The following is an 820-nucleotide window of genomic DNA, read 5'->3' as shown; positions in this document are numbered from 1 at the left end:
GGGTTAAATCAGAAAGTAATAGTTTACCATTACTAGAAGAGAAATTATCATTAATTAAGGTGATTTTGGTTTGTTTCATTTCTTCTAAGATTTGAGGGTCAACGAAGAGAGTTTGATTTTTGGGGCGGTAATCAGCTTCTTGGTAAGTATTTTTCTTTTTGGAATGAGAGATAATATTGAGATTGATTAAATCTTCTTTTAATATTTTTAAAAAGTTTTTAATTTGAGTTAAATCGTTAGGAGTGGTTTTTGTGTTCCAACCCCCGATTCTAATTTCTTGACTAGTGTCGTTTTTCATTTCTTTTCTCTTTTTATTTGGTTTTTAGATAAAAAATAAAAACCCTAAATAGTTAAATTTAATTTTATATATACTTTTATGAGAGTGTATTAATGTTTTTATATGTGTAGATTTTATATATTTTGGTGTAAAAAAATAATTTAATTAATTATTTCTACTTTGTCTTCTCCAAAAAAATGAACCACTAAATCGACGATGATTTTCTTTTTGGCCTCTTCATATGAAAGATAAGGGTCTAAAAAACATTTTTGATATGCTTCTTTTCCGTATTGACGTAATAAATCATCGACATCTTTACAAGTTTGGTTGTAAGGCGGTAAAATGTGTCTAATTTCGTATAAAATGTTTGTTTCTTTAAGTTGTTCACCTAAGGCTTCGCTTCGTTTTCTCCCTGTTTCGTCGTTATCTAAGGCGATAATCACTTTAATCTTTTCTTTTTTGAGAATTTCTAATTGTGATTGAGAAAGTAATTGAGTGACACAAATGAGACCAACCACGTTTTTAATATTGTTTTGCCAACAA

At 28.2% G+C, this 820-nt stretch carries 1 protein-coding gene and 1 pseudogene; both read right to left on the bottom strand.

The genetic code is table 11. The features are described from left to right. Positions 1 to 298, bottom strand: a pseudogene (locus OYV_RS04105) (phase variable surface lipoprotein); the annotation flags it as partial. Between the two features lie 140 nt (positions 299 to 438). After that, a partial coding sequence (locus tag OYV_RS04100) for a toprim domain-containing protein (RefSeq protein WP_042068446.1) occupies positions 439 to 820 on the bottom strand: 382 nt, incomplete at its 5' end.

The sequence above is a fragment of the 'Chrysanthemum coronarium' phytoplasma genome (assembly GCF_000744065.1).
Taxonomy (GTDB): domain Bacteria; phylum Bacillota_I; class Bacilli_A; order Acholeplasmatales; family Acholeplasmataceae; genus Phytoplasma; species Phytoplasma asteris.
Note: the sequence above shows the minus strand (reverse complement) of the source record. Positions and strands in the feature narration are given on the sequence as shown.